Raw genomic sequence first — 25,015 nt, 5'->3', positions numbered from 1 at the left:
GATGCTCGCCATGTTTCGCCCGACCGCTGCGCGGTCGTCTTTTGCTCGCCGTTTGACCGCGACGCTGCTGACTCTGTCGACGGCTGTGGCCGGTCTCGGCGCAGCCGTGCCCGCGCATGCTGAAGGGCAGATTCGCGTGGCCGAGCAGTTCGGTATCGTCTATCTGCTGCTGAACGTGGCGCGCGATCAGCAGTTTGTCGAGAAGGAAGGGCGCAAGCAGGGGCTCGATATCAAGGTCGACTGGGTGAAGCTCTCGGGCGGCGCCGCCGTCAACGACGCGCTGCTCTCCGGCGCGGTGGATATCGCCGGCGCGGGCGTCGGCCCCTTGCTGACGATCTGGGATCGCACGCACGGCAAGCAGAACGTGAAGGGCGTGGCGTCGCTCGGCAATCTGCCGTATTACCTCATCAGCAACAATCCCAACGTCAAGACGATTGCCGACTTCACCGAGAAGGACCGCATCGCGGTGCCGGCCGTCAACGTGTCGGTGCAATCGCGCGTGCTGCAATACGCGGCGGCGAAACGCTGGGGTGACAAGGATTACAACCGCCTCGACAAGTTCACGCAGGCTTTGCCGCATCCCGACGCGGCCGCGGCGATCATCGCGGGCGGCACGGAAATCACCGGACACTTCGGCAATCCGCCGTTTCAGGAGCAGGAGCTGGCGGGCAATCCGAAGGCGCACATCGTGCTGAATTCATACGACGTGCTAGGCGGTCCGAGTTCGGCGACCGTCCTGTACGCGACGGAAAAATTCCGCGACAACAATCCGAAGACCTACCGCGCATTCGTCGACGCACTGGCCGACGCGGCGCGCTTCATCACGGCAAATCCCGATGCCGCGGCCGATATCTACATCCGCACGAATCAATCGAAGATCGACCGCAGTCTGCTGCTGAAGGTCATCAAGGATCCGCAGGTGCAGTTCAAGGTCGCACCGCAGAACACGTTCGGGCTTGCGCAGTTCATGCATCGCGTCGGCGCGATCAAGAACGAACCGAAGTCCTGGAAGGACTATTTCTTCGACGACCCGGCGACCGCCGCGGGTAGCTGAACATGAATGCTTACGCGAGCATCGCCGGATATTCAACGGCCCGAGTGGTCGGCTTACAGGGAGCGATCTGATGGTGGCCAATCCTACCTTGCTGTTTCCGAACCCCGCAGAAGCTGCCACACCGGCGACCAGTGAAAGACTGCTCGCCGTCGAAAACGTCAACCTCGAATACCGCACGCGTGAGCGGATCGTGCGCGCAACCCACGACGTGAGTTTCGACGTCTACGGCGGCGACCGTTTCGTGCTGCTCGGACCGTCCGGTTGTGGCAAGTCGACCCTGCTCAAGGCGGTGGCCGGCTTTATCGAACCGACGTCCGGCAGCATTTCGCTCGACGGCCAGACTGTGCGCGGTCCCGGCGCGGATCGCATTGTCGTGTTTCAGGAATTTGACCAGTTGCCGCCGTGGAAGACGGTGCTGCAGAACGTCGCCTTTCCGTTGCGTGTCGCGAAGAAGCTCTCGCGCGCGGAGGCCAAGGAGCGGGCGCTGCATTATCTGGAGAAGGTCGGGCTGGCGTCGTTTGCCAATGCTTATCCGCATACGTTGTCGGGCGGCATGAAGCAGCGCGTCGCGATTGCCCGCGCGCTGGCGATGCAGCCACGCGTGCTGCTGATGGACGAGCCCTTCGCCGCGCTCGACGCGCTAACTCGCCGCAAGATGCAGGAAGAATTGCTGCGTCTGTGGGAGGAAGTGAACTTCACCTTGCTGTTCGTCACGCATTCGATCGAGGAAGCGCTGGTGGTAGGCAATCGCATTCTGTTGCTGTCGCCGCATCCCGGCCGTGTGCGCGCGGAGCTCAACAGCCATCAATATTCGCAGGACAGTTTCGGACGCAGCGATTTTCAGCGCAGCGTCGCGCGTATTCATCACCTGTTGTTCGAAGAGACGGAGGCTGGGCAATGAGTTCTCCCGCCACTTTGCTGCCGCCGGTTCGCGAGGAGTACGAGCGTCCGCTCGAACCGCTCGGCGAACTCGTGCTCGAAGCGCCGCTGCCGCTCGGCAAGCGCATCTTCGCGCAGAGCTGGTTGCGCAAGACGCTGATTGCGCTGGTGTTGATCGGCATCTGGGAAATCGCCGCGCGCGCGATCGACAACGATCTGCTGCTGCCCACTTTCGGCGCGACGTTCAGCGCGTTCGTACAAGGCGTGTGGTCCGGCGAGCTGCTGCAAAAAACCGCCGTATCGATGTCCGTGCTGCTGCGCGGCTATCTGCTCGGCGCGGCGCTCGCCTTCGTGCTGACGTCGCTCGCGGTGTCGACGCGTCTGGGCCGCGATGTCCTCTCGATGCTGACGGCGATGTTCAACCCGTTGCCGTCCATTGCGCTGTTGCCGCTCGCGTTGCTCTGGTTCGGCCTCGGCACCGGCAGCCTGCTGTTCGTGCTGGTCCATTCGGTGCTCTGGCCGCTCGCGCTGAACACCTATTCCGGCTTCCAGTCGGTGCCGGCGACGCTGCGCATGACCGGCCGCAACTACGGGCTCACCGGCATGCGCCATGTGCTGCTGATTCTGGTGCCGGCGGCGTTGCCGGCGATTCTGGCGGGCTTGCGGGTGGGCTGGGCGTTTGCCTGGCGTACGCTGATTGCCGCCGAACTCGTGTTCGGCGCGAGTTCGGGCAGCGGCGGCCTCGGCTGGTACATCTTCCAGAATCGCAACGAGCTGTATACGGACCGCGTTTTCGCGGGCCTTGCCGCGGTGATCGTGATCGGCTTGCTGATCGAGCACCTGGTGTTCGATACGCTCGAACGCGTGACCGTGCGGCGCTGGGGCGTGCAGCACTGAGGGATCTTCAGGGCACCGAACGCGCACGCCGTGCGGGACGAACGGCGGCGCATCGCGTTGGCGAGTAGGATAGTGCAGCAGGGCGCTTGCACACGACTAACGCTGCGCCGCACAAAAAGTTGGCGAAACTCTCGGTTGCTCTCGCTGCCGCCGTGGACTACAAATCTAAAGCTGCGCCACGGTCCTCCGCCAACGGGCCGTGTATCTCATTGACGCACGATGTTTCGTAACAAGGCGAGCGGCCCGTCCATGACGGTGAATACGCGAACGCCCTGGCCCCGAACCGGATAGACAAGGAGAACTCGCCATGGGTATGCGCCCAGATCCCACGTTCCATGCGTCACCGAAACTCGCGATGGATGCGCCCGCGGAAGAGTACGCCTACACGGTGCTTCTCAGCCCTGACTTCTCGCAGCCCGACGCGCTCGCCGTCATTGACGTGAAGCCCGGCTCGCCCACCTACAGCCAGGTGGTTCACACCGTGCCGGTGCCGAACAAAGGGGACGAATTCCATCATTTCGGCTGGAATGCCTGCTCGTCGTCGCTTTCGCCGCTGACCGGCCACGCGTTCCTCGAGCGACGCTATCTGATCATTCCGGGCATGCGTTCGTCACGCATTTACATCGTGGACACCCATCCGCATCCGACCCAGGCGAAGATTCACAAGATCATCGAGCCCGAGGAAATTTTCCGCAAAACGGGTTACTCGCGGCCGCATACCATTCATTGCGGGCCGGAAGGGATTTACGTCAGCACGCTCGGCGGCGCGGGCGAAGATGGCACCGACGGGCCGCCGGGCATCTTCATCATGGACTGCGAAACGTTCGAGGTGCTCGGCCGCTGGGAGATCGATCGCGGGTCGCAGGAGAAGCACTACGATTTCTGGTGGAACCTGCCGCGCGACTATATGGTGTCGAGCGAATGGGCATTGCCGCCGCAATTCGAGAACGGCATCGTCCCCGAGGATCTGCTGTCGAACAAATACGGGCACCGGATCCACTTCTGGGATCTGCGAGGTCGGCGCAACGTGCAGACGCTCGATCTCGGCGCGAACCATCAGATGGCGCTCGAAGTGCGGCCCGCGCACGATCCGAGCCGCGAGTACGGCTTTATCGGCGTGGTGGTCGATACGACGAATCTGGAAGGGTCGATCTGGACCTGGTGGCGCGAAGGGGGCGAGTTTCACATCGAGAAGACCGCGACCATTCCGCCCGAGCCCGCAGCCACCGAACTGCTGCCGCCGTTGCTGCAGGGTTTCGGCGCGGTGCCGCCGCTCGTCACGGACATCGATCTCTCCATCGACGACAAATTCCTGTACGTCGCCTGTTGGGGCACCGGCGAGATGCGCCAGTACGACGTGACCGAACCCCGCAAGCCGAAGCTCACGGGATCGGTTCATATCGGCGGGATCGTTCGGCGCGCGCCTCATACGAACGGCAAGACCTTTGCGGGTGGTCCGCAGATGGTGGAGATCAGCCGCGACGGCAAGCGTGTCTACTGGACCAACTCGCTCTATTCGACGTGGGACAACCAGTTCTACCCGGACGGCGTGCCGGCGGCGCAGGTCATGGCGCGGGCCGAACCCGGTGGCGGGCTCGCGTTGGCCGATGACTATTGGGTGACGTTTCCGGACGGATACCGGGCTCATCAGATCCGGCTCGAAGGCGGAGACTGCTCGACCGATTCGTTCTGTTACCCGTCGGTGGGCGTTTGATTGGGGGAGGCTGGTCGCAGACCGGCCTGTGGCTGGCCATTCTGGCGAGCGGTCTCTATCACGGGATCAACCCGGCGATGGGGTGGCCGCTCGCCGTGTCGAGCGGCCTGATGGAGCGGCGCGCGCGGGCGCTGTTCAGCGCGCTCGTCTATCTCGCGGTTGGGCACGTGCTGGCCGTGTTACTGGTGATGCTGCCGTTCGCCATACTGACGCTCCTGCTCGCCTGGCAGCACGCGATACAGGTCGGCGCCAGTGTGCTCGTGATCGGCTTTGGCGTTTTCCTGCTGATCCGGCGACGCCATCCGCGTGTCCTCGTGCGAATTCCGCCGTCACGGCTCACGCTGTGGTCGTTCGCCGTTGCCATTGCGCACGGCGCCGGACTGATGCTCGTCCCCATCTACCTCGGGCTGTGTAGCGCTTATGGCATGGATCGAGGGCATCGGGCCGCGCAATCCCTGATCGAAGCGAATCTGGGCATGGCGCTGCTCGTCTCGTGTGTGCATGCTTGCGCAATGATGGTTGCCGGTGGGCTTCTGGCCTGGCTGGTCTATCGTTACCTGGGGTTGAAGTTCGTGTCGCGGAGCTGGTTCAATCTGGATGCGGTGTGGGCGTTGAGTCTTGTGCTGGTTGGCGCGCTCTCGCTGGCGCTTAATGCCGCGGTGGTCGGTGAGGTGTGATCGGGCGTGTGTCCGTTACTCCCGGCCGACTCCTGGCGCCGGTTGCTGCCGCACACGGCTCACGGGTTTTGCCTCGCGCCCAAGGCCGCATTTAACTTCCGATACAACGGGCCGCGGCGCCCCGGCCCGTTGTATCGTCAGTTGCACTGGGCGACGTTGGACGATACCGGAAGCGCCGCGTCTTCGATCACGCTGGCTTGATGAGTCCGAGTTGCCGCAGGGCGGTGACGCCGTCGTCCAGGCCGATTTCTTCGACGATCATGCCGTCTTTGAGCCGTAACACGGTGGTGCCGGTAAAGCGCATGGTCCGGCCGGTCGCCGCAGGCAACGATCCGAAGAGGAAGTCGCGGAATGCCGGACCGGTATGTGTGCCGCCACCCTCCCAACGGCCAACGACATAGTCCCCCTCGGCGATGAGATCGGCGGCGCCCCAGAAGTTGAGGTCCGGGAAGGCTTCGCGGAACCCGCTCATGAAGGCCTTGATGTCCTCGCGGCCACGCGCGGTTCGTGCAGCGAGTATTGAAGAAGCATGTCAGGCGCAGCGAGTTCGTCGACGATGTCGAGGCTGCAGGTCTTGCCCCAGAAGTCGGTAAACCAGCGGCCTACAACGGCCTTGTTGTCATCTTCCTTGGACATGGTGAATTCCTCATTGACTGTGGTTGAACGAGGGAAACGCAATCGCTTCCCTCTGCCTGAACAATATGGGCGCAAGCAGTCGGCCGCCTTCCGTTTCTTGCTGCAATACTCGCGTTGCGCGCGGTTGCCGCCCGGAATCCGCCGTGGCCGCGCGAGGAGATTTCAAAGCGGCGTGGAATAGATCGCAATGGTGAGGTGTTGTATCGGCAGCCCGGGTGAACCGGTTGCTTACACAACAACAGGTTCGTCGACACGCGTGCCGGCCTCAGTCGAAACCGGCGCGGCCCGAACCGCCGGCGATTGCCATCGACGGCACATCGCGTGTTTGAAGAGGGGCGAGCCGGTTGCAGGCTTTCACCGTATCGCGTCAAAAGGAGCATCGCCATGATTCGCTTGTCACGCAGAACGCGCCACTCGATCAGCGCCGTATGGCTGTCGGCGGTAGTCGCCACGTCGGCCGGCGCCGCGTCGATCGACCCGCCCGATGCGGTCGCGCTCCTGAGCGCGAGCGCATCCGGTGTGCAGATTTACTCGTGCCAATACGATGCGAATCACACGCTTGGCTGGGTGTTCCGCAGTCCGCGCGCCACGTTGTTCGACACGGCCGGGAACGCGGTGATCGAGCATTCGGCGGGACCCTCGTGGGAAGCCCGCGACGGCAGCCGGATCGTGGGCCACGTCCTCGCGCAGATGCCGAGTGAAACGCCGAACGGCGTGCCGCAGCTGCTGCTGGAAACACATTCGACGGGCGCGAAGGGCATGTTGAGCGAAGTGCGTTACGTGCAACGCACGATGACCGCCGGCGGCGTTGCGCCGACCGCGCCATGCACCGTCGAACATGCGGTGGGCAACTCGCCGTACATCGCCACTTATACTTTTTTCAAGTAACAAGCGACGGCGGATAGCATCCCTATGGACCTCATGACCAGTCGAATTATTTCGGATAACTCCATTTTTTAAGCAATGGAGTAGATAAGCGCTCGCAGTTGACGATGCCAGGCAACGCCGGTCTCTTCAACACAATAGCGGAGCGGCCGAATTATTCCGTGGCTGAAAGAACCGGCGTGTCGAGCGCGGCAAGCGGAATGGGCGCGGGCAGGGAACCGAAGAGCGGCGGGGCGCGGCGGGTGGCAATGCTGTTGCTCAGCACGCTCAGATCGACGCCGTCGCGCGGACCGATCAATGCGTAACCGAGTTCGGACTGACGCCAGGTGACGACCGTCATCGACGCGACCTGCTGTGCCTTCAGGCCCGCGTCGGGCTTGGCCTCCTTCATCACGCACAATGCGACGGGCGCGCCCCGTTCGGGCAGATAGACGATCTGGACGAGCGGCTTGTCGTTGAAACGCAGACGCTGCACGCGCTTGAACGTGAGGCCGTAAGCGCTCAGATCCGGAATGCGGACGGCGAGGCCATCGTCGTCGTGAATCTGCGCGGTGGTTTTCGCCACCAGCGCGGGATCGGCTTCGATGTTGGCGAGCGTGTCGCGAGAATAGAGCTGCTGATAGCTGGCGGCGGCCGCGACCCAGGGCGACATCCCCTTTACCACCGACGCCGCCGACGCCACCGACGCCACCGACGCCACTGACGCGCCTCCGGTCGACGCGGCCCCAATGCCGCTTCCGAGGCGCAGCACGAACCCGCAGGCGAACGCACCCGCGATGAACGCGACGGCTAGCCATGCGGGCGCGACGCGCAGGCGCGAGCGCGAGCGGATCGTCGCTGACGCCGCGGCGGCGCCGGGATGCGGCACGACGGCATCGTTGGCGCTCGCATCGCGCCCAACCGCCGCGGCGTCGCCTTGTAGGCTCAGTGGCTGGTTCCGCGTGGGATTCTGCGCGGGCTTGTTCGCCGCGCGCGCCATGTCGGCAATCCGCGCGCTCAGGCTTTCGGGCACCGGCGGCAGAGCCTGCTGCGCAAACGCTTCCGCGTAGGGCAGGCGCGACGCCCTGAGTCTCGCGACGCGTTGCATGGCGTCGGAAGAGCCGTTCAGCGCGCGCTCCACGGCTTCGCGCGCGTGGGCCGGCAGTGTGCCGTCCACGTAGCCCATCAATTCGATGTCGTCCGGATTCATAAGGCCTGTCTTCGCTCTTCGCGGAATGGGGACGCCTGGCCCAAACCTGCATGACGCAATGAGGGCTAATGACAGAACACCTATGGCTCGACATTATTCCGTCGGGCTCTCAAGATTTTGTTCGAGTCGCGTGAGCGCGTTCGTCGTTGAGCGGCGGGGTGCGTGGCTCAGTTTTGACTGCACCTGAGTATGTCGTCTAATGCGCGCCTGCTTACGGTAAAGGCTTACCGAAATTCGCCGCGGCACGGCCCGATGCGTCGCTATCGCGCGGCGCGCTCGGGCATGCCGTCATCCGGACGTGGGCCGTGTTATCGGCGAGGCGTCGCTGAAAAGCGGAGCCATGTCGAGATTGGAGATGCGCTTGCCGAGCGCGGCGAGATCGACGTCGCCCGGCTTCCCGATGAGCGCATAGCTCAGCTCCGCTTGCCGCCACGTCGCGACGTCCATTGCGTCGACCGTCCTGGTCGCGACCGGCTGGTCCGGCTTCGAATCTTTCATCACGCACAGCGCGATGGGCGGGCCATTTTGCGGCAGATAGATGATCTGCACGAGCGGCTTGTTGTTGAAGCGCAGGCGTTGCACCGACTTGAACGTCAGCCCGGCACTCGTCAGGTCCGGAACGCGCAGGGCGAGCCGGTCGTCGCTGCGGATATCCCTGACGATCTTCGCGGCGGCCGCGGGATCTTCCTGCAAGTACGCGACGGTGTCGCGCGTGTACAGCTTCTGATAGCCGACCGCCGCCGCCACCCACGGCGATACGTCGGCGCGGGCGGTCACCTGCGTGCCGCCGCCTTCAAGCGGGCCGAGCCGTACGAACAGGCCGCAGGCGAAAGCGCCGGCCACGCAGGCCGCGGCAAGCCAGACCGGCATGCCGCGCACGCGCGAGCGCACGGGTTCGGAGGGCGTCTTTTCGCAGGCAGACAGGGGCGGCTCGTTCGATTCCCGGGCGCGCTGCGCGCGGATCATCTCGTCGACCTTGAGCTTCAGCGAATCGGGCACCGGCGGGATATTCTGTTGCGCGAAAGCGTCCGCGAAATCCAGGCGCGAAGCGCGCAACAGCGCGACCTTTTCCCGTGCTTCGGCGGATTCGCGCAGTCGCGCTTCGACCGTGCTGCGGTCCTCGGGCGACAGGCCGCCATCCACGTAAGCGAGCAGTTGAGCGTCGTCAGCCATCATGCGATCGAATCCTTTTGTGTCTTCGCGGGCCGGGCTTTCGGCGTCGCGCCGCCAAGCAGCGCGCCGACCGCCTGGCGGGCGCGCGACAGGCGGCTCATGACGGTACCGATGGGCACCTCGAGCACCTCGGCGGCTTGCTGATAGCTCAAGCCTTCCACGGCAACGAGCAGCATCACGACGCGCTGCGCCTCCGGCAAGCGGTCGACTGCGTCGATGATCTGCCCGTGCATCAATTGCGTTTCGGGCCCCCGGTCGACGGGGTCGGGAAGATTTTCGAGGAAGTCGTCATCCCAATCGAAACTGGACCGTCGCCGCACGCTGCGGGCGCGCAGTTCGTTGATCCAGGTCGAATGAACAATCGAGAACATCCAGCTCAGCGGAGCCGTGTCGGGCTGAAGCTGATGGGCGCGTTCGAGCCCACGCAGGCAGGCGCGCTGCACGAGATCCTGGGCGTCATGCTGGTCGCCCGACAGGCGAAGCGCGAACGCCCACAGGCGCGGCAGCATTCCGGGAAGCATGCCTGGTAAATCTGCACCGTTCATTGAACGAAAATCTCCGATGTTCCCCGAGACGTGTTCGAGAGCACTGCGAGCACGTCGATCTCGCACAAAAAAATGCACTGCCGTTCGCCACCGTTTTTTTCGCCACGAAGCTCGAACAGCATAGTTTAACTTGAGACCACACAACGTGTGAAAGCGGTCCTTACGGCATCGAGGCGGTCTCGATGCCGCGCTTTCTAGCGGCGATGCGCGCCAATTCCCGCCTCTTCGCGCGTGCGCCGGTTGAACGAAACCGCGTAGGCCGCCGAGCGCGCGGCGAGTAGCGGATCGGCCGAGGGCGCGATGCCATAGGGGAGGATCAGCGGATCGAAATTGATGTCCCGGCAGGCGCCGTCGATCTGGCTCTCGGCGCGCTCGATCACGATCGTGCCGGCGTCCACCCGATGCAATTCGCGCTCGGCCGGCCAAGCGCGCGTCGCGTCGTCGATCGGGTCGCCCGGGCCTGCCGGCGTCAGCATGAGGCGCCAGGAAACGGGGCCGGTTTGCAAGCGCAGGTCGAGATCGTGTGCGAGAAAGTCGGGATCGCGCGCCGGGTTAGTGAGTTCGTTCGACGGCGCATAGGGCGTGTCGGGGACGACGCTCCAGCGGACGAAGCGCGCGTTGCCATCGGCATCGACGAAACGGAACGCGTCGATGCCGAAGTAACTCGCGTTATGGAAAGCCGTGGATGGCGGATGGGTATCGACCCACTGGCGAAAGGCTATTGTTTCGGGATGCTTCGCAAGAAACGCGTTCAATTTCGCGGGATCCGGCTGGCCGCTTCGCGCATCCGGGCGCAGCGCCACCAGTTGCTCGTACAGCGCCTCTGGTGTGGCAACCTGGAAGATCGGCGCGGAGTTCATTGCGGTGCGCCATTGTTCTCCGTTACGCAGCGAGAAGAGCAGTGCAAAGCTGCGCACGGACGCGTCGGCGTCGTCCCGGGCGGGATCGCTGCCCGGCGCCGAGAGGCGGCCGATCACAGGCGTGCGGCCGCGCTCGAATACGCTCGCGCGCGACAGCGCGGCGCCGTTTCCGTTGCTATCGAAATAGCCGCTCACGCACACGCCCTTGGCATGATTGCGGCGAAAGCCGGCGTGCCTGCCCATGCTGTCCTCGAACGCGTCGATCATGCGGGCAGGCGTCAGTGCGGGCTCGCTGCCCGGCCAGCGAATCCAGCCCGCGACCCACGCGAACGCTCCTGCGAGAGCCGCAATGACGATCACGATGAGGGCGTAACGGAGCAGAAGCGCCGGTGGCTGGGGTCGGGACATGATGCAGCGTGAAAGCGAACGCGCCGATCCAAAAAGCTGACGAGTATAGAGCAGGGTACGTTTTGGTGCGTGGCCGCGCAATGGAATCCATTCGCGGCGAAGCGGCGTCTCGCCATCTCGCGGCGGAATAAAACGGCTCATCGCGTGTTGTACGAAAACGCACAGGCCGGCGTTCCGCTTTGCGGCTGACCGATATTTTCGTGCCCAAGCTTCTGAAGGAGAATCCGGGCGCTTCCGCATCACAGCGTGACCTCGAACGGTTTGGACGAGGCCTTCCATGGGTCCCGACGATGCCTGGGTGGCATCGGGTTTTGCTTGCGTGGTCAGAGTCGGCGTCCGCGGCGCCTGCGGATCCTGAGCGTGTCCTATGTATGCGCCGCTCGCGCCGCGTCCGCCGACTCGTTATTGGGCGACGTCGATCCGGCCATAGACGCCGGTCGTCGGTGTCGGACCGGCGGCGAAGAACAAGGTATTCAGCGGCTGATTCGCAGCATTGTTGCCGAACGAGATGCCCCAGATACCCGGCTGCCTGAAAGTCGATCCGTCGGCTTGTGTCACGGCGCCAATGAACGAACCGGTATTGGGGTTGAACGCATCGAGCGTGCCGTCGCCGAAATTTCCGACCAGCAGATCATTACTCAGTGCACCGAAATTTGCCGGTGCCACCGCAAGACCCCAAGGCGAATTCAGCGATCCACCCTGGGCAATGCGCTTCGTGAGGTGCCCGGCTGTATCGAACGCGTCGACGGCGCCGTTGCCTGGGCCGTTCACCTGGGTGTGTCCATCGGGCCCGAGCTTCGCAAACGTCACATAGACGGTCGTACCGATCACACGTATCCCGAACGGCGAAAAACCGGCAGGCAAATTGGGATCCTTGAATTGCCCGTCGAGTTGCTGCTTGTTGAACGACTTGTCGAACACATCGACCTTGCCGTTATGGAAGTCCGCCGCGTACAGCAGGTTCTGACCGGCATTCGTGCCGATGGCAAGACCCTTGTAAACGGCGCCGCCGGCGCCGTCGTCGTGCGCGGTGACCGCTTGCGTCGGCAACACTTTCGGTGACCAGCCGGCGATGGTGCCGGCGTCGGTGGCCCAGAGAAAGAGTGCGTTACTGCTGAGGCCGTTTGCGCTGATCCCGAAGTCGGCGCTGGTATTGAACACGATGCCCGTCGGACCGGCAGCCTGTCCACTCGCCGCGGGCGGGATCGTCACGACGAGCGACTGCACCACGCCATTGCCGTCATAGAGGGTCGACTTTTTCGTATTGTTGTCGGACACCCACATCACGCCGGTTGGGTTGAAGGCGATACCCCAGCCGTTCTTGAGATTGGCGTCCGTGTTCGGCGCGCTCACGCTGCCATCGGAAACCAGGACGGTGGCTTTGAAAGGACCGGTGGCCGGGGCCGGCGGGGTGGAATTGTCGCTGCCGCCGCCACACGCGGTGAGCGTTGCCGTGCAAGCGGCGAATGACCAGGCAATCACTGCCTTTTGACGGAGTTTCATTTCGCGATTCCTTTTGTGTTCGGAGTAGCGCCCGCCGCAATCGTCTTTCTTTCCGCGATGCACGCGAACGAACGATCCGGGGTACGCAACGGAATGGGCGTGCAATCAGCGAACAGTCATTCCGCAGACTGAATTGCCCGATCCCTTTGGCGCTGAATCGTCCTTGTCGAAACACTTGGGGTTGCGGTTTTATTCCGTGACGACAGACAGCCGCCGGCGACAGCAATCGTTGCGCTTGTGTGGAATACCTCGACTGGCACGAGTGTTATGGGAAAGACAGAACCGCCGCCACTCTCTTCGTCGCACGATTCGAGGATCCCATGCCTGATCACTACAATCTGCTCGTCTATTACGATGGATCGCCTGAATCCAGATCGGCATTGCTGCGCGTGACGCGTTTGGGATATGCGTTGACCGCTACCGTTCATGTACTGTCGGTCGTGGATATCGGCTCGGCCGTGGGCAGCAGTCTGGGATACCTATCGGACGTGGCGTGTTCACAGATGGAGGGCGCGGCCAGGCAGATCTTGAAGGAAGCGCTGAATCATTTGAGAGAGAGCGGCACGGTTGCGTGCGGCTATGTCGCGGTAGGCAACGTGGTCGATAGCATGGCTAATTACGCAGGTTTGCTCAACGCGGACCTGCTCGTGCTGGGTCATCGGAATCCGCGTGGACTGGCGAGATGGTTAGGCCAGCCATCCAACCACGCGGAGCTTGTGAAACGCGCCGCAGGGCGTGCGGTTATTACCGTGCCGCTGGACTAGATGAGAGCGCCATGGATTGACTTGATCGAACACGAGGCAGGCGAGATGCGGTTTGAGCCGGTGCGCGTGGATGAACCGGCGCTTCTACTGTCGACGTCCGGCGCCACGGGAGCACCGAAGTTCGTCACGCACACCCCGCGTATCGTGTGCGCGATACGGGCTGTGCATGACGTGGCAGTTTATCTCCGCGCTGGCGTGTCGCATCGCAACAGCCAGCGCGTGACTTCTTACTTGCTTGCCACACCGATCGCCGACTGCGCATCAAGACTGCTGCGCGCTTTCTTGACAGCATCAGCGGAGACGGGCGCTGCCGCGTTGCCCCAGCTATTGCGGACATACGTGGACAAAGCAGCGATATCGCTATCGGTCAGCTTCCAGCTGAAGTTCGGCATGGCCGCACCCTCAACGGCGCGTTGCTTTCGAGTGACGTGCGCTCTCAGGGGGAATCAGGCGCCAGGTCAGCAACACCACCAGACCGAAAGCGACGTACAGAAGCGTGAATGCCCAGGCCGGCAAATCGTAGTAGAGCAGGCGACTCACCCAGCGCTGAATGAAGCCTTGCGTGAATCCTTGCGAATCCAGCGAACCCGTACGCAGCCAGTCCTCCAGCGTCGTCAACGGGCACGCGATACCCAGCAGCGACAGCGTGGCCACGATAACGATCGCTGACAGATGAACGAGCCGGAAAAGCCGCTGGCGTATCCACTCCCAGCCAAGGGGGGCGCCCAGCCAGATCGCGACGAACCCGCACACGATGAACAACGCAAGCAGCGCGTGCACGACAAGCACCGCATTGGCCAGCCCGATCATGATCGGCTTTCTCGTAACCGGCTAGTGCACCTTCAGCGCCTGTCCCGCATCACTTCCCAGCAGTCGCGATGGTCCATCCGCCGGAGCTGGCGACGCCTTATCATCTCGCGCCAATAATGTCCGGCGACCAGTAGCATGGCGACGCTCAGCCCGCATAGACCCACGACGATTCCCGCCCCTGATTCGGCCATGCAACACTCCTTGACTGTGCAACTGATCAGGCGATACGTGTCATTCGTCGTTCAGGATACGAGCGGCGGCCTTCAGAAATATCTGTCCATCAGCGGTAATGAGCGGGCGTTGTTGCCCGGAAGCGAGGTCTTCCAGCGTGACGAGTTGGCGCTCCAGAAGCACTTCCAGATCGGCACCGTCCAGACTCAGTAGATCCGGTGCATCCTTGAGCAACATGAGGGTCGCGAATTCGTGTGGACTGAGCATCGTCGTCTCCTGGCTGAGCTTGCTGCCTGGCTGGGAACCTGATCCGTTGCCCTCGCTTCGCGAGCAGGATCAATTCGGTGATGTCGGCGGCGGGATGTCATCCTGCATCTGGATGGCATGTTGCGCGCCGAGGTGCCCATCTTAATGCTGAGGCATGCAATAGATCAACATGTGGGAAAAGCTTTTTTCGATCCGCTTTGCGCCGGGTGTTCGTCAGCGTCATACTTGATGCGTGCGAGATCGATCCTGACGACTAGCCTGGCAGCGCTTCCATACGTCGGCCTCTCTTACTCGAAGCGAGGCCCGTATGCCGGGCGCTACGATCGAAACCTGAAGGAGACAACACTTGACCACCTTCGTCCTACGTAACGGCGCGCTGCTCGATCCTACCCATCCTGATCTGCTGGAAGGCTTTGAAATTCTCATCGAGGATGGCTTCGTCCGCGAAGTGTCCGATAAGCCGATCAAAAGCAACAACGCGCATGTGATCGACGTCAAAGGCAAAACGATCATGCCGGGTCTGATCGATCTGCATGTGCATGTCGTTGCAATCGAGTTCAACCTGCCGCGCGTGGCGACGCTACCCAACGTGCTCGTCACGCTGCGCGCCGTGCCGATCATGCGCGCGATGCTGCGCCGCGGCTTCACCACCGTGCGCGACGCGGGTGGAGCAGGGTATCCATTCAAGCAGGCGGTCGAGTCGGGGCTCATCGAAGGTCCGCGCCTTTTTGTGTCCGGCCGCGCGTTGAGCCAGACGGGCGGTCACGCCGATCCGCGCGCCCGCTCCGACTACATGCCGCCCGATTCCCCCTGCGGATGCTGCGTGCGCGTCGGCGCGCTCGGCCGCGTGGCGGACGGTGTCGATGAAGTGCGCCGGGCCGTGCGCGAGGAACTGCAGATGGGCGCCGACCAGATCAAGATCATGGCGTCGGGCGGGGTTGCTTCACCCACCGATCCAGTCGGCGCGTTCGGTTACTCCGAAGACGAGATCCGCGCGATCGTCGCCGAAGCGCAAGGGCGCGGCACGTATGTGCTGGCGCATGCCTATACGCCCGCGGCGATCGCGCGCGCCGTGCGTTGCGGCGTGCGCACGATCGAACACGGCAATCTGATCGACGAGGAGACCGCACGCATCGTCGCGGAGCACGGCGCGTATGTCGTGCCGACCCTCGTCACTTACGACGCCCTTGCAAGCGAAGGCGAGAAATATGGACTGCCGCCGGCCAGTATTGCCAAGGTCGCGGACGTGCATGGCGCGGGTCTGCACTCGATCGAAATCATGAAGCGCGCCGGCGTCAAACTGGGCTTCGGCACGGACCTGCTCGGCGAAGCGCAGCGGCTGCAAAGCGATGAGTTCCGGATTCTGGCCGACGTCATGTCGCCGGCCGAAGTGATCGCGAGCGCGACTCTCGTCGGCGCGGAAGTGCTCGGCATGCAGGACAAGCTCGGCAGAATCATGCCGGGCGCGCATGCCGATGTGCTGGTGGTCGACGGCAATCCTTTGAAATCCGTCGATTGCCTGTTAGGTCAGGGCGAGCATATTCCGCTCGTGATGAAGGATGGCCGGATCTTCGTCAACGAACTCGAAAGCGCTTGACCGTATGAGCGCGCCTGCGCGCCGTCCCAATGTCCTGATCGGAGCCTGTCCATGTCGATGATTGCCGCCCGTATTGAGCGATTGCCGTTTTCAGGTTTTCACCGCCGTCTGCTTTTGATGGGCGGCCTCGGCTACACCTTCGACGCGATGGACGCCGCCGTGCTCGCATTCCTGCTGCCGGTGCTGCGCACGCAATGGGGGTTGACGAGCGTGCAGACCGGCGTGCTGGGAAGCGGTACGTTCATGGGCTATTTCGTCGGCGCGATGCTCGCGGGCATGCTCGGCGATATCATCGGCCGACGCAAGGTCATGATGTATGCGCTCGTGATCTACTGTTTCGCCTCTATTGCCAGCGCGCTCGCGAACGACTGGGGATTTTTTCTGGCGACGCGCATTGTCGCCGGCTTGGGGACGGGAGCGGAAAGCGCCATCGTCGCGCCGTTTCTCTCGGAGTTCGTGGCGCGACGGTATCGCGGCAGTTTCACTGGCAGCCTCGCGGGGTTTTTCTCGTTTGGCTTCGTGGCGGCTGCACTGCTCGGCTATCTGGTGATCCCGCTCGCACCCAATGCATGGCGCGCGGTCATGGTCATCACGGCGCTGCCCATTGTGATGCTGCTCTGGTGGCGCCGCGCGTTGCCCGAGTCGCCGCGCTGGCTCGAAGCGCGCGGCCGGCACGCGGAAGCCGATGCGATCGTGTCGCGGATGGAAGCGGAAGTGATGAAAGCCGGCATACAGTTGGAGCCGCTGCCTGCCGTGCGCGAGGGATCCGTTCCGCTCGCGGCCGGACGGGCCTCGATCATCGCGAACGTCAAGGCGTTATGGGCGGCGAAGCTCGCGCGCATTACGGCCATGACGTGGCTGATGTGGCTATCCATCACGTTCAGCTATTACGCTTTTTTCACGTGGATTCCCGGCTTGCTGGTTCAGAACGGGATGACGATCACGCGGAGCTTTTCGTATTCGCTCGTGATTTACATTGCGCAGATCCCGGGATACTTTTCGGGCGCGTGGCTCAACGAGAAGATCGGCCGCCAGGGGACGATCGCGTCGTACATGATCCTGGGCGGCGTATCGGCGCTCGGGCTTGCTTTGACGCGTACGGATACGGGCATCATGGTGTCGGGCATTCTGCTTTCGTTCTTCATGAACGGCACCTATGCCGGCGTTTATGCCTACACCCCGGAGGTCTTTCCCACGGACGTGCGCGCGACAGGTACCGGGCTCGCTTCGTCGATTGGCCGGCTGGGTGCGATTGCCGCGCCTATCCTCGTCGGGTACGTCTATCCGCGGCTGGGCTTTGCCGGCGTGTTCGGGGCGACGACGCTCGTGCTGCTGATCGGCGCGATGGCGGTGCTACTCATGGGCGTGCCGACGCGCGGAAGATCGCTGGAAGACATTGCAGCAGGGCAGGTCAACCCGTGAGAAAAGCAGGCGCGGCTATCGTGACGACCAGTCCGCCTGCGCGATGCTGCGCGCGCTAATGCTTAAATCACATAGGGCTGAACGCGCGGTACCGCGTTCAGCCCCACGAAGCACCCTTAAGCGCGGGTCGTCGCGATCGCCGTGCGTGGCCGCAGCGTCGCCATGATCAGATACGTGCCGCCGCCGATCAGCACGCCGAAGAACCAGCCGTAGGTATTCCACCAGACCGGCAGCAGCGTGGTGAAGTTCGGTAGAAGGGTCGAAAACACGCCACCGGTCGCCGCCGCGACCAACGCGTTGACGTTCCAGCCGCCTTCGTAACGGTACTCACCGTGCTCCTGATAAAGCGCCGCGACGTTGATGTTGCCCTTGGCCACCAGATAGTAGTCCACCAGAATGATCCCCAGCAAAGGGCCCATCGTCGCGCCGATGGCGTTGACGAAGTGCGCGGCGTTGCCTTCCCACGGCGCGAACGGGTAGAGCACCAGCGCGATGGCCGCGGCAATGTAGCCGCCCTTCTTGAAGCTGATCTGCCTGGGGAAAACGTTGGAGATGTCGAACGCGGCCGAGACGAAATTGGCGACCACGTTGATGCCCAGCGTAGCGACCGCGAAGGTCAGCGCCGCGATGAGCGCCAGAACCCAGCTGTCGAACTTGGCGGAGATCTGCTCGGGATGCAGCAGCACCTCGCCATACACCTTGAAGGCGGCGATGGTGGTGATGCCGGCGACCAGCGAGAACGCGATCAGATTGACCGGCAGGCCCCACAAATTGCCTTTCTTCACGGCGTCGCGATTTTTCGCGTAGCGCGAGAAGTCGCAAAAGTTCAGATACAGCGCCGCGAAGTAGGTGATCCAGGTCGCGCCCACGGCCATCAGCGCCCAGAACGAGCCGGGCTCGCCGCTGACACCGGCATCTTTGGTTTTATCGAGCAGCACGTCCATCGGAATGCCGTGCGAGAACGAGAAGCCACCGGCCTTCACGCACAGCCCGATCGCCAGAATCAGCATCGCGACCCACACCGCCGGGCCGGCCCAGTCCTGAAACTTGCGCACCGTCTCCATGCCCTTCTGGATGATGAGCAACTGCAGCGCCCAGATGACCACGTAGCAGATCACCTCCAGTCCCGCGTGGCCGAGGAAGTGCGTGCCCTTGTAGAACGCCATCAGGCTGTCGTTGCGGATGAGCAGCGCGACCAGCGCGCCCGCCGCCGCGGCCGTCTGCGCGCCGTACCAGAAGCAGGCCACCACGGCGCGCACCAGCGCCGCGAGGTTGGCGCCCCACACGCCGAAGGAAGCGCGCGCCAGCACCGGGTAGGGCACGCCGGTCTTCTCGCCGGCGTAGCCGATCAGGTTCATCAGCGCGAAGATCACCAGCGAGCCGAGCCCGATCGCCAGCACGAAGTTGGTGAACGTGCCGCACAGCAGGAACAGGCTGGCGGCGAGGTAGTAGCCCCAGAGGCTGTGCACGTCCGAGGTCCAGACGTTGAAGATGCTGAAGGCACCCCAGTTGCGCACCCTGGCGGGGGCGAGATCTTCGTTGTAGAGGCCGGGCGAAGGGTCGCGGATTTCCATCTGTCATCTCCTTTGAGTTCGTGGAACTGAGGAAACACCGCCGGAAGTCCCTGGGCGGCAATACCCCCGCGTCTGAAGCAGGCTCGTATGCAAGAACTGTATGCACTTTGATGCGCAGTTCTAAATGGGTTAACCCTTAATCGAGAGCCATGCCGACGCAAACCGGCTGCCAATGAAGTGTCTCTGGGCGATATGCGCGGAAGCGCACAGAGTCACCCGGGGCGCGGCGCTAGTCTGATAGATGCCGCAGAGAAGTCTCCGCCGACATCAGGGAGCCGCGCTGTCGCGCGGAATGCAGGTTTACGCCATCAGGTGCCACCGATGCGTCTCCAAGCCGCTCACTATGCGTTGCTCCTCGCCTGCGGATGCCTGACTATCGCGGACGCACTTGCCGACGATGCCGCCGGTGTTGTCAAGACCGTCAAGGGCACCGTGCAGATCGAGCGGTCCGGAGCAAGTTCGGGCGCGGCCATCGGCAGCGAGGTATATGGCAAGGATCGTATCGTGACCGGCCCGCAGTCCTCCGTCGGCATCACGCTGCGTGACACCACCCAACTGTCGGCCGGCGCCGACACCATTCTCGACCTCAATAAATTCGCGTTCAACACCACGACCCATGACGGCGTGCTCGACGCCTCCGTCAAACGCGGTTCTCTCGCCGTGATTTCCGGAAAGCTGGCGAAGGCGAATCCGGATGCCGTCCGTTTCAGCACGCCGACTACCACGCTCGGCGTGCGTGGCACTGAGTTCATCATCGAAGTCGGCGATAAAGGGGAGGGGGCACGTTGAAGGCCTCGATCCGACGTTACGGGCTGGCATGGGCAGCGGCATTCGTCATGCTGGCTTCGCTGGCCGCGTGTAGCACCCCGGACAAAATTATTTTATTGCCGGACCCTGACGGCAAGGTCGGGGCGGTCGTCGTGCACAGCGCCACAGGAGAGCAGACCATCGACAAGGCTTACGCCGGCGTCGACGTCACCAAGGGCGGTAGCATCGAAACAACACTGGATAGCCAATCCAGTGTGCAGGCACGATATGGCGAGCTGCTCGCGGCCCGGCCGCCGCGGCCCATGACATTCACGATCTTTTTTCTGTTCGACTCCGCTACCGAACTGGCCCCGGAGTCGGCCGCCACGGTTCAGAAACTGAAAACCGTCCTCGCGACCTGGCCCGCGCCTCAGCTCGTGGTGGTTGGTCACACCGACCTGGCAGGCTCGCAGGAATTCAATGACAGACTGTCCATGCAGCGGGCGCAGACGGTTGCCGCATTCCTGATCAAGCAAGGCATTCCTGCGCAAAGGATAGAGACCGCGGCCCGCGGCAAGCGCGAGCCACTGGTCCCCACGGCAGATGGGGTTCCCCATCGCATGAACCGGCGCGCAGTCATCACCATCCAATGACCCGCGCCAGTCTGGGTGCTGATTGGCCTTTCCGTCGATGAAACGCTATTTCGCCCCATGGCATGCGCGGATCAGGCATCTGCTGAAGGCGGCCCAGGGGCGCCCGGTGGCACTGGCGTTGTTGTTCGGCCTGAGCCTGCTCAATCTGACCAGCGAATGGCCGAGCGACATACCGCGTCCGGCTTTCGTCGACGCACTCGACGCGGCGCTGCCTGACTCCTTCAAAACCGCCCGGCAAATTCTGTTCGACCAGTATCAACGTCACTTCCCGCGGGTTCCGACTGCGCAGCCCGTGACCATCGTGGAGATCGACGAGGAGACGCTGGCGAGCGTCGGTCAATGGCCGTGGCCGCGAAATCGACTCGCGACCCTGGTCGATGCCATCGACGCATTGAAACCGCTGGCCATCGGCCTCGACATTTACATGCCCGAGCCGGATCAGACCTCGCCCGACCAGGTGGCCGCCGATCTGCCGAAATCGGCAGCGGCGCTGGCCGCCGGCTTGCGGGCGCTGCCGAGTCACGAAGCCATTCTCGCGCGCTCGTTGCGCGCCGCGCCGACCATACTGGGCGCCGCGCCGCTCGATCATGCCGGTTTCGCCACCCGCACTGATATGCGCAGTGCGCCGATCCTCGTGCATGGCGCCGACCCGCTCGACTCGGTGCAACGGTTCGACTATGTGCTCGCCAGCTTGCCGGAATTGCAGGCGGCGGCTCATGGGCAAGCGATGCTGAGCGTGGCGCTCGAACAGGGCGTGGTCCGGCATATTCCGCTCATCATGGGTTTGAGGGAGAAGCTGGTCCCCAGTCTGCCGATGGAAATGCTCCGCCTCGCGACCGGATCATCGGCGATTGACGTCTTTGCCGACGCATCTGGCGTGCAAGCGGTGGGCGTCGCGGATGTGCAGGTGCCCACGCAGCCCGGCGGCGACATCTGGTTGCATTTCGCGTCCATTCGCTCGACGCTGAGCCGCTACGTGTCGGCGCGCGACGTCCTGCAGGGAACCGTCGATCCCGACCGGATCCGCAACAAGCTGGTTCTGGTCGGCCTGACCGGCGCGGGCGTGACCGACATGCGCACGACCGCGCTGAAGGAACTGGTGCCGGGCATCGAGATCCAGGCGCAAGTCATCGAGACGATTGTCGAGGGGCGTTTCCTGCGCCGGCCCACCTGGCTGAAATGGGCGGAAAGCGCCTTCATCATGACGTTCGGGCTGCTGATCATCTGGTATGTGCCGCAGCGTCAGTCGCGCTTTGCGGTGTTCATGCGAACCGTCCCGAAGGGTTCCACCGTTCTGGGCTTACTCCTGCATCTGCTGAATGTGTTGTGCTGCTTTCTGATTTTTATCCGGTTTGGGCTGCTGGTCGATGCGGCCTCGATTTTCATTATTCTTTCAGCCGTCATGGGCTGCTTTCTTACGCCCGCATTGCTTCATGCCGACGAACCCGGCAGAACAGAAACCGCGCACGCGCAGGGGCGCGAGGGAGGCGATGATCGCACCGGCAAGGCGCCGGGACCTTGAGGGAGACTCTGGTCATCGCGGTCATCGGTCATTGACGAAATAACTCGATGCGGGTGAAGCGCGCCCCCCTGAATGATGTCGGCTTGCAGCGCATCCGGCTGCAATTCTACGAGTCATCCAGGTGAGCACGAAACGTCATTATTCCATCGAATCGTGGCGCTTGGGTGACCACACGCGTTAAAGCCTGGTGGGTGAAATCCGCGTCGAGCACGCGTGGCGAACGCGGGTCGCTACGCTGCGACGCAGCGAATCCAAGGCCATTTTTGCTGCGCTGCGACAACGCGTAATCGACCGACGCTCTACGTCCGGAACCCATGCCGCAAAATAACCGTATATACTGTTTATACCGTTAAATTTTGCATGGAGATTCTGATGAGTGAGCCGAGCCTGAAGAAAGCAACGAAGAAGTCCTTTCACTTCCCGAAGGGTGCCGGCGCCGCCCCCGAAATTGAGGGCGACGTTGCCGAACCCACCGCGACCGTCGCGGTAAAAAAGAAGAGCGCGAGCGCCAAGAAAGTGTCGAAGGAAAAGAAGGTCGCAGCTGACGAGGCAGTGCCTGTCAAAGCAGGTGTGGCGGTCAAAGACAAGCGCGCGAAGAAAGAGAAAGTCGTGCGTGACAGCTTCACGATGCCGAAATCGGATTACGACAAAATTGCTGCGCTGAAACAGAAATGCCTGGCTGCCGGCGTGTCCGTGAAGAAGGGCGAAATCCTGCGTGCTGGATTGATTCTGCTCGAATCCGCGGCGCTGAAGCGTCTCCTGGCGGCAGTGTCCGCTGTGGAGCAGGTCAAGACCGGGCGCCCTGCAAAGTCGTAGGCTTCGACGAGCGGCGGCTCGCTGCGGGTAGCGCCCCTTAAGGCCGTTATGCTGCGCCGGGGCGGTGTCATCAGCGAGAGAAGTGGACGCCGATAGCCGCTGCCTGGTTGCAGTCGCTGGGCAGTCTCGATGCACCGTTGGACGCCATGGCCAGCACTTCAACGATCCCCTTCGTCGAAGTACTGACCGGCAGATTGCCCACCTCCGTTACCTTCGCCCAGGTACAACGCGTAATTTCGTTGCTGGGCACTGGCTGGTCGCCATCGGCAATCGTTGCGACAAATACATGGTGGCAGGTGTGGATGCCGGTGAAGCCGAACAGGTACCGCATGTCCATTGCATGAAGGCGCGTTTCCTCCACCAATTCTCTCATCGCGGTTTCACGAAGATCTTCCCCTGTCTCGGGCTTGCCGCCAGGTATCGACCAACGGGTGCCATCCCGGCTGACCAGGAGGATTCGCCTGCCAAGCTGGCAGACAACAGTCGCTCGTTGCTTCACGGTGTCTCTCATGTTTTTCGCCGTCATGTGGAGCACGTCGCATGCCTGGATCGGGCGAAGGGCGGCCACACAGCGGTCACTATCGTCGGGACGGCGACAGAATGTCTTCGCCGTGCCGCCCGTCCAGTCCAGGGACGGTGCAAGCATCGATCGTCGTTTTAAAGTGTGACAATATTGTGGCGTCGGTGCAGCGGCGAACTTCGCATGCAGCGTGGCGCCGACGATCGAAGGCCGATTGAACTCACGCGACGTCGGTAGTGATCCGGTCGCGTGCACCGCTATCCGCAAGGCTCTCCAACGCCTGGCTCCCGTCCGTGCGAGCGGCGTCCTCAACCGCGAAGGTTGTCTCGCTGAAGGCGATCAGTTTGAATCCGCTTCCCTTCGCGCGCGGGACTGTGATGCCCCAATGCCAGCCTCCGGCTTGCTCGAAGACATGCAATTCAGGGACGGTTGGGGTGTGTGAAGACTGAGAAGTCGTCATGGCGCATTCTCCCGTCATATTGCGACCGTGGGTGCACAATTGCAGTTGCCCCGTCTTCAGTCTACAGGTATTTTGCTGCACTGCAATATGTCGACCGTGGTAAAAATGTCGAATCATGAAGCGTCACAATTTTGAAAAGATTCGCCGTTCACTGAGATATGCGAACATGAATTGACGAATTATTGATCCGACATGATCTACGGGGGCTCCATGGGTAGCCATTCGCTCATTTGGGCAGCGGTGCCGCACAATAGTGACGGCGTCGTCTTTCAGATTCGCATCGTCCACGGACTTCAACGTTTCTACGTCTCGCGCCGCGTGCTCGAAGATGTGTTCGACCTCGAACCAGCCGCTTCGGACGCGAAACAACTGCAGCATTTCTATGTGCACATGGCGCGCATCCTGGCCCGAGCCGGCGAGAAGCGTTCGATCTGCGGTTCAGATACGGTTCCACTTCAGGCAGCCGATTTCACCTCGACGAGCAAAGAGCTGTTCACATCGAGCCGACATGCAATGGCATGAAGCGGGGTTTAAGCGACGGCACTGACGAGGCTGCGTCTACAGCCAGCGCCAGATGCCGGCGGCCCAGCCGGTGAGCGGGATATGAGCCCAGGTCGCCGCGAGCCAGACGACGAGACCGCCCAACAGCGCGTGCATGCCGAACCCGCCCAGCCGCGCGCGGCCGGCGGCGATCGCCGCGAACGGCAGGTAGCTGGTCTGCGATTCCCATGCGGGCCAGAGATCGGGCTGGAGCCGCTCCTTCTTCCGATCCTGCAGCGCGGCGCCGACGAGCGCGAGGATCACCATGGCCGCTGCAAGAATGATGTTCTTGGCTACCGGGAACACGGCGATGTGACACAGACCCCACAGCGCGAACGACCACATCATCGGATGGCGTGTTACCGCGAACACGCCGCGGGCGGCGTCGGGAAACGAACCGGGCCGGCCGCCGGTGGGCAGCGCCGGATTGCGGATCAGGGAACCCATCAGCAGGATCGACGCGATCAGCATGACCACGGTCGCAACCGCCCAGAGCCCGTCTCCTACCGGCCATAGCGGTGTGGAGAGGGGCGCCTTTACGTAAGCCACGATTAGCCAGCCGAGCGTCAGGAACGCAACCAGCGAATAGACACCCAGGAATGCCGCTTCGCCGATTGCGCCGACCAACGGTCTGCGCAGCGGATGGGAGAGGAGAAAGTGACTGCCCAGAAAGGCGATTGCCGCTGCCGCAACTGCGCTGGTGCTTCCCATTGACCCGGCTCCTCAAGTCGT

At 62.9% G+C, this 25,015-nt stretch carries 26 protein-coding genes and 1 pseudogene; 14 read left to right on the top strand and 13 right to left on the bottom strand.

Annotated elements, in window-relative coordinates; translation table 11 throughout:
• The first annotated feature begins 1 nt into the window (after nucleotide 1).
• The 5 genes from HF916_RS38875 (at nucleotide 2) to HF916_RS38855 (ending at nucleotide 5,221) form a co-directional block, all read left to right on the top strand.
• On the top strand, nucleotides 2-1,054 hold the full coding sequence (locus tag HF916_RS38875) for an ABC transporter substrate-binding protein (protein ID WP_168794036.1): 1,053 nt from the start codon (nucleotides 2-4) through the stop codon (nucleotides 1,052-1,054).
• Between the two features lie 70 nt (nucleotides 1,055-1,124).
• Nucleotides 1,125-1,955, top strand: a complete 831-nt coding sequence (locus HF916_RS38870) for an ABC transporter ATP-binding protein (protein ID WP_168794035.1) — start codon at nucleotides 1,125-1,127, stop codon at nucleotides 1,953-1,955.
• Nucleotides 1,952-2,830 carry an ABC transporter permease gene (locus HF916_RS38865; RefSeq protein WP_168794034.1) on the top strand — a complete coding sequence of 293 codons (879 nt, stop codon included), beginning with the start codon at nucleotides 1,952-1,954 and terminating at the stop codon, nucleotides 2,828-2,830. The genes HF916_RS38870 and HF916_RS38865 overlap by 4 nt, the downstream gene beginning before the upstream one ends.
• Nucleotides 2,831-3,137: 307 nt before the next feature.
• Nucleotides 3,138-4,544, top strand: a complete 1,407-nt coding sequence (locus HF916_RS38860; protein ID WP_168794033.1) for a selenium-binding protein SBP56-related protein — start codon at nucleotides 3,138-3,140, stop codon at nucleotides 4,542-4,544.
• The gene (locus tag HF916_RS38855; protein WP_168794032.1) at nucleotides 4,541-5,221 is read left to right on the top strand and encodes a hypothetical protein; all 681 of its coding nucleotides are present in this window, start codon (nucleotides 4,541-4,543) and stop codon (nucleotides 5,219-5,221) included. Before HF916_RS38860 ends, HF916_RS38855 begins: the two co-directional genes overlap by 4 nt.
• Nucleotides 5,222-5,408: 187 nt before the next feature.
• On the opposite strand, the pseudogene HF916_RS51780 reads toward HF916_RS38855, so the two are convergent.
• A pseudogene (locus tag HF916_RS51780) lies at nucleotides 5,409-5,857 on the bottom strand (ester cyclase).
• Between the two features lie 384 nt (nucleotides 5,858-6,241).
• On the opposite strand from HF916_RS51780, the gene HF916_RS38845 reads away from it, so the two are divergent.
• Entirely contained in the window at nucleotides 6,242-6,745 is a 504-nt protein-coding gene (locus tag HF916_RS38845) for a DUF3455 domain-containing protein (RefSeq protein WP_168794031.1), read from the top strand.
• A 151-nt stretch (nucleotides 6,746-6,896) separates the two neighbouring features.
• Here the strand turns inward: HF916_RS38845 and HF916_RS38840 are convergent, their stop codons facing one another.
• The 5 genes from HF916_RS38840 to HF916_RS38820 form a co-directional block, all read right to left on the bottom strand.
• Nucleotides 6,897-7,931, bottom strand: coding sequence for an anti-sigma factor family protein (locus HF916_RS38840; protein ID WP_206001957.1), 1,035 nt, complete (start codon nucleotides 7,929-7,931; stop codon nucleotides 6,897-6,899).
• 288 nt (nucleotides 7,932-8,219) lie between these two features.
• Complete coding sequence (locus tag HF916_RS38835; RefSeq protein ID WP_168794030.1) at nucleotides 8,220-9,107, bottom strand: anti-sigma factor family protein; 888 nt, start codon at nucleotides 9,105-9,107, stop codon at nucleotides 8,220-8,222.
• Complete coding sequence (locus tag HF916_RS38830) at nucleotides 9,104-9,649, bottom strand: RNA polymerase sigma factor (protein WP_168794029.1); 546 nt, start codon at nucleotides 9,647-9,649, stop codon at nucleotides 9,104-9,106. The genes HF916_RS38835 and HF916_RS38830 overlap by 4 nt, the downstream gene beginning before the upstream one ends.
• A 194-nt stretch (nucleotides 9,650-9,843) precedes the next feature.
• The gene (locus HF916_RS38825) at nucleotides 9,844-10,917 is read right to left on the bottom strand and encodes a catalase family peroxidase (RefSeq protein WP_168794028.1); all 1,074 of its coding nucleotides are present in this window, start codon (nucleotides 10,915-10,917) and stop codon (nucleotides 9,844-9,846) included.
• A gap of 402 nt (nucleotides 10,918-11,319) precedes the next feature.
• A complete protein-coding gene (locus HF916_RS38820; protein WP_168794027.1) occupies nucleotides 11,320-12,420 on the bottom strand; it encodes a TIGR03118 family protein in 1,101 nt (366 codons plus the stop codon).
• Between the two features lie 320 nt (nucleotides 12,421-12,740).
• Here HF916_RS38820 and HF916_RS38815 point away from each other — a divergent pair, with 320 nt between their 5' ends.
• Entirely contained in the window at nucleotides 12,741-13,184 is a 444-nt protein-coding gene (locus HF916_RS38815; protein ID WP_206001956.1) for a universal stress protein, read from the top strand.
• A gap of 227 nt (nucleotides 13,185-13,411) precedes the next feature.
• Here the strand turns inward: HF916_RS38815 and HF916_RS38810 are convergent, their stop codons facing one another.
• The 3 genes from HF916_RS38810 to HF916_RS38800 all read right to left on the bottom strand — a co-directional run bounded on the left by HF916_RS38810 (nucleotide 13,412) and on the right by HF916_RS38800 (nucleotide 14,432).
• Nucleotides 13,412-13,576, bottom strand: coding sequence for a c-type cytochrome (locus HF916_RS38810; protein WP_168794025.1), 165 nt, complete (start codon nucleotides 13,574-13,576; stop codon nucleotides 13,412-13,414).
• Nucleotides 13,577-13,586: 10 nt separating this feature from the next.
• On the bottom strand, nucleotides 13,587-13,994 hold the full coding sequence (locus HF916_RS38805) for a DUF2784 domain-containing protein (RefSeq protein WP_168794024.1): 408 nt from the start codon (nucleotides 13,992-13,994) through the stop codon (nucleotides 13,587-13,589).
• A 231-nt stretch (nucleotides 13,995-14,225) separates the two neighbouring features.
• Nucleotides 14,226-14,432, bottom strand: a complete 207-nt coding sequence (locus HF916_RS38800) for a hypothetical protein (RefSeq protein WP_168794023.1) — start codon at nucleotides 14,430-14,432, stop codon at nucleotides 14,226-14,228.
• A 346-nt stretch (nucleotides 14,433-14,778) separates the two neighbouring features.
• Between HF916_RS38800 and HF916_RS38795 the strand changes: the two genes are divergently transcribed.
• Together HF916_RS38795 and HF916_RS38790 are read left to right on the top strand one after the other, a co-directional pair.
• Entirely contained in the window at nucleotides 14,779-16,029 is a 1,251-nt protein-coding gene (locus tag HF916_RS38795) for a metal-dependent hydrolase family protein (protein WP_168794022.1), read from the top strand.
• A 51-nt stretch (nucleotides 16,030-16,080) separates the two neighbouring features.
• Nucleotides 16,081-17,451, top strand: a complete 1,371-nt coding sequence (locus HF916_RS38790) for an MFS transporter (protein WP_168794021.1) — start codon at nucleotides 16,081-16,083, stop codon at nucleotides 17,449-17,451.
• A gap of 116 nt (nucleotides 17,452-17,567) precedes the next feature.
• On the opposite strand, the gene HF916_RS38785 is transcribed toward HF916_RS38790, so the two are convergent.
• Entirely contained in the window at nucleotides 17,568-19,025 is a 1,458-nt protein-coding gene (locus HF916_RS38785; RefSeq protein ID WP_168794020.1) for an NCS1 family nucleobase:cation symporter-1, read from the bottom strand.
• Between the two features lie 321 nt (nucleotides 19,026-19,346).
• On the opposite strand from HF916_RS38785, the gene HF916_RS38780 reads away from it, so the two are divergent.
• The 4 genes from HF916_RS38780 (at nucleotide 19,347) to HF916_RS38765 (ending at nucleotide 22,763) form a co-directional block, all read left to right on the top strand.
• Nucleotides 19,347-19,814: a FecR family protein gene (locus HF916_RS38780; RefSeq protein WP_168794019.1), complete on the top strand. Its 468-nt coding sequence runs from the start codon at nucleotides 19,347-19,349 to the stop codon at nucleotides 19,812-19,814.
• On the top strand, nucleotides 19,811-20,425 hold the full coding sequence (locus tag HF916_RS38775; RefSeq protein WP_240975679.1) for an OmpA family protein: 615 nt from the start codon (nucleotides 19,811-19,813) through the stop codon (nucleotides 20,423-20,425). The genes HF916_RS38780 and HF916_RS38775 overlap by 4 nt, the downstream gene beginning before the upstream one ends.
• Before the next feature lie 37 nt (nucleotides 20,426-20,462).
• A complete protein-coding gene (locus HF916_RS38770; protein WP_168794018.1) occupies nucleotides 20,463-21,947 on the top strand; it encodes a CHASE2 domain-containing protein in 1,485 nt (494 codons plus the stop codon).
• A gap of 372 nt (nucleotides 21,948-22,319) precedes the next feature.
• The gene (locus tag HF916_RS38765) at nucleotides 22,320-22,763 is read left to right on the top strand and encodes a hypothetical protein (RefSeq protein ID WP_168794017.1); all 444 of its coding nucleotides are present in this window, start codon (nucleotides 22,320-22,322) and stop codon (nucleotides 22,761-22,763) included.
• Nucleotides 22,764-22,833: 70 nt separating this feature from the next.
• Here HF916_RS38765 and HF916_RS38760 read toward each other — a convergent pair whose 3' ends face one another.
• Nucleotides 22,834-23,409 carry an NUDIX hydrolase gene (locus HF916_RS38760; RefSeq protein ID WP_240975678.1) on the bottom strand — a complete coding sequence of 192 codons (576 nt, stop codon included), beginning with the start codon at nucleotides 23,407-23,409 and terminating at the stop codon, nucleotides 22,834-22,836.
• A gap of 94 nt (nucleotides 23,410-23,503) precedes the next feature.
• Nucleotides 23,504-23,743: a hypothetical protein gene (locus HF916_RS38755; protein ID WP_168794016.1), complete on the bottom strand. Its 240-nt coding sequence runs from the start codon at nucleotides 23,741-23,743 to the stop codon at nucleotides 23,504-23,506.
• Nucleotides 23,744-23,953: 210 nt separating this feature from the next.
• On the opposite strand from HF916_RS38755, the gene HF916_RS38750 reads away from it, so the two are divergent.
• Complete coding sequence (locus HF916_RS38750; RefSeq protein ID WP_168794015.1) at nucleotides 23,954-24,265, top strand: hypothetical protein; 312 nt, start codon at nucleotides 23,954-23,956, stop codon at nucleotides 24,263-24,265.
• Nucleotides 24,266-24,301: 36 nt separating this feature from the next.
• Here HF916_RS38750 and HF916_RS38745 read toward each other — a convergent pair whose 3' ends face one another.
• On the bottom strand, nucleotides 24,302-24,994 hold the full coding sequence (locus HF916_RS38745; protein WP_168794014.1) for an NnrU family protein: 693 nt from the start codon (nucleotides 24,992-24,994) through the stop codon (nucleotides 24,302-24,304).
• Between the last annotated feature and the right edge of the window lie 21 nt (nucleotides 24,995-25,015).

The organism is Paraburkholderia aromaticivorans (assembly GCF_012689525.1).
In the GTDB taxonomy this organism is placed as follows: Bacteria; Pseudomonadota; Gammaproteobacteria; order Burkholderiales; family Burkholderiaceae; genus Paraburkholderia; species Paraburkholderia aromaticivorans_A.
Note: the sequence above shows the minus strand (reverse complement) of the source record. Positions and strands in the feature narration are given on the sequence as shown.